The following is a 905-nucleotide window of genomic DNA, read 5'->3' as shown; positions in this document are numbered from 1 at the left end:
CCGGCGTGTTCCGCTTTTGCCTGTGCTTTCTGGTACTTGTCCTTTTTGCTCCCGGCCTTCTCGGCGGAGCCCTCCGGCTCCTGTGCCTTGCCGGTATCCTGCGGCCCGCCCGCTTCATCTTCCTGCCTCATGCGGTCAGAGGGACGGCTTTTCCGGCTGTCCTCTTGAAACTTGCCGCTTTTGGACTTCGGGCCATCATGGCCCGAAGGGCTGTCCTGTCCGGTATCCTCGTCCTCAAACCGCAGACGTCGGGATGGTGCGGGGGAAGGGCCTTCCCGTTCAGCCGGTCCGGGGCGATTGCCCCCGGTATCCTCCGTCGGCCCCGGCCTTTGAAAATTCCGTTTGTCCGGTTTCTTTCCGATGATGTATCCCTCCTTTCCAAACCTCGGGCCAGCATGGCCCGAAGTGTGTTATGCCCGGTTCATTTCCTGTTTTTTGTCCTCCGGGCGGGTGGTCATAATGGCGTACAGCTCGGTATTCTGCGGGAAGCGGTCAACAAACGGGATGGTGGTGTTTCCGAAGAACAGCAGCCCTTCGCCGGAATTGGTATGGGTCACATAGGAAAGCTGATGGGGGCTGATCCCAAGCTGTTTGGCTAAAATCTGCCGGTCCCCCTGTGCCTGCGAGAGAAGCACAAGGAAGTCCGAGTTTTCAAAGATGTTCTCAATCTCCGGGCTTGCCAGAAAATCCTTCACGTTCTGCGTTAAAGCACTGGGAACGCACCCTTTTTTTCGTAGCATTTTCCAGATCGCCACACAATAGCTTGCCGTCAGACGGTCACGGAGCAGCACATGAAATTCGTCGAAGTAGCACCATGTAGCGATACCGCGCAGGAAATTCATGGACACCTGCGAGTTTACCAAGTCCTGCATAATGAGCATGGCAATCGTCCGAAGCCCGGCACC

1 pseudogene is annotated in these 905 nt (G+C 56.9%); it reads right to left on the bottom strand.

Features of this window, described 5'->3' with window-relative positions:
• Positions 1-410: 410 nt before the first annotated feature.
• A pseudogene (locus tag H8711_RS13835) lies at positions 411-905 on the bottom strand (VirB4-like conjugal transfer ATPase, CD1110 family); the annotation flags it as partial.

Origin of the sequence: Ligaoa zhengdingensis (assembly GCF_014384885.1) — a bacterium.
GTDB classification, from domain to species: domain Bacteria; phylum Bacillota; class Clostridia; order Oscillospirales; family Ruminococcaceae; genus Ligaoa; species Ligaoa zhengdingensis.
The sequence above is the reverse complement of the archived record's forward strand: the minus strand, read 5'-3'. Positions and strand labels throughout refer to the sequence as shown.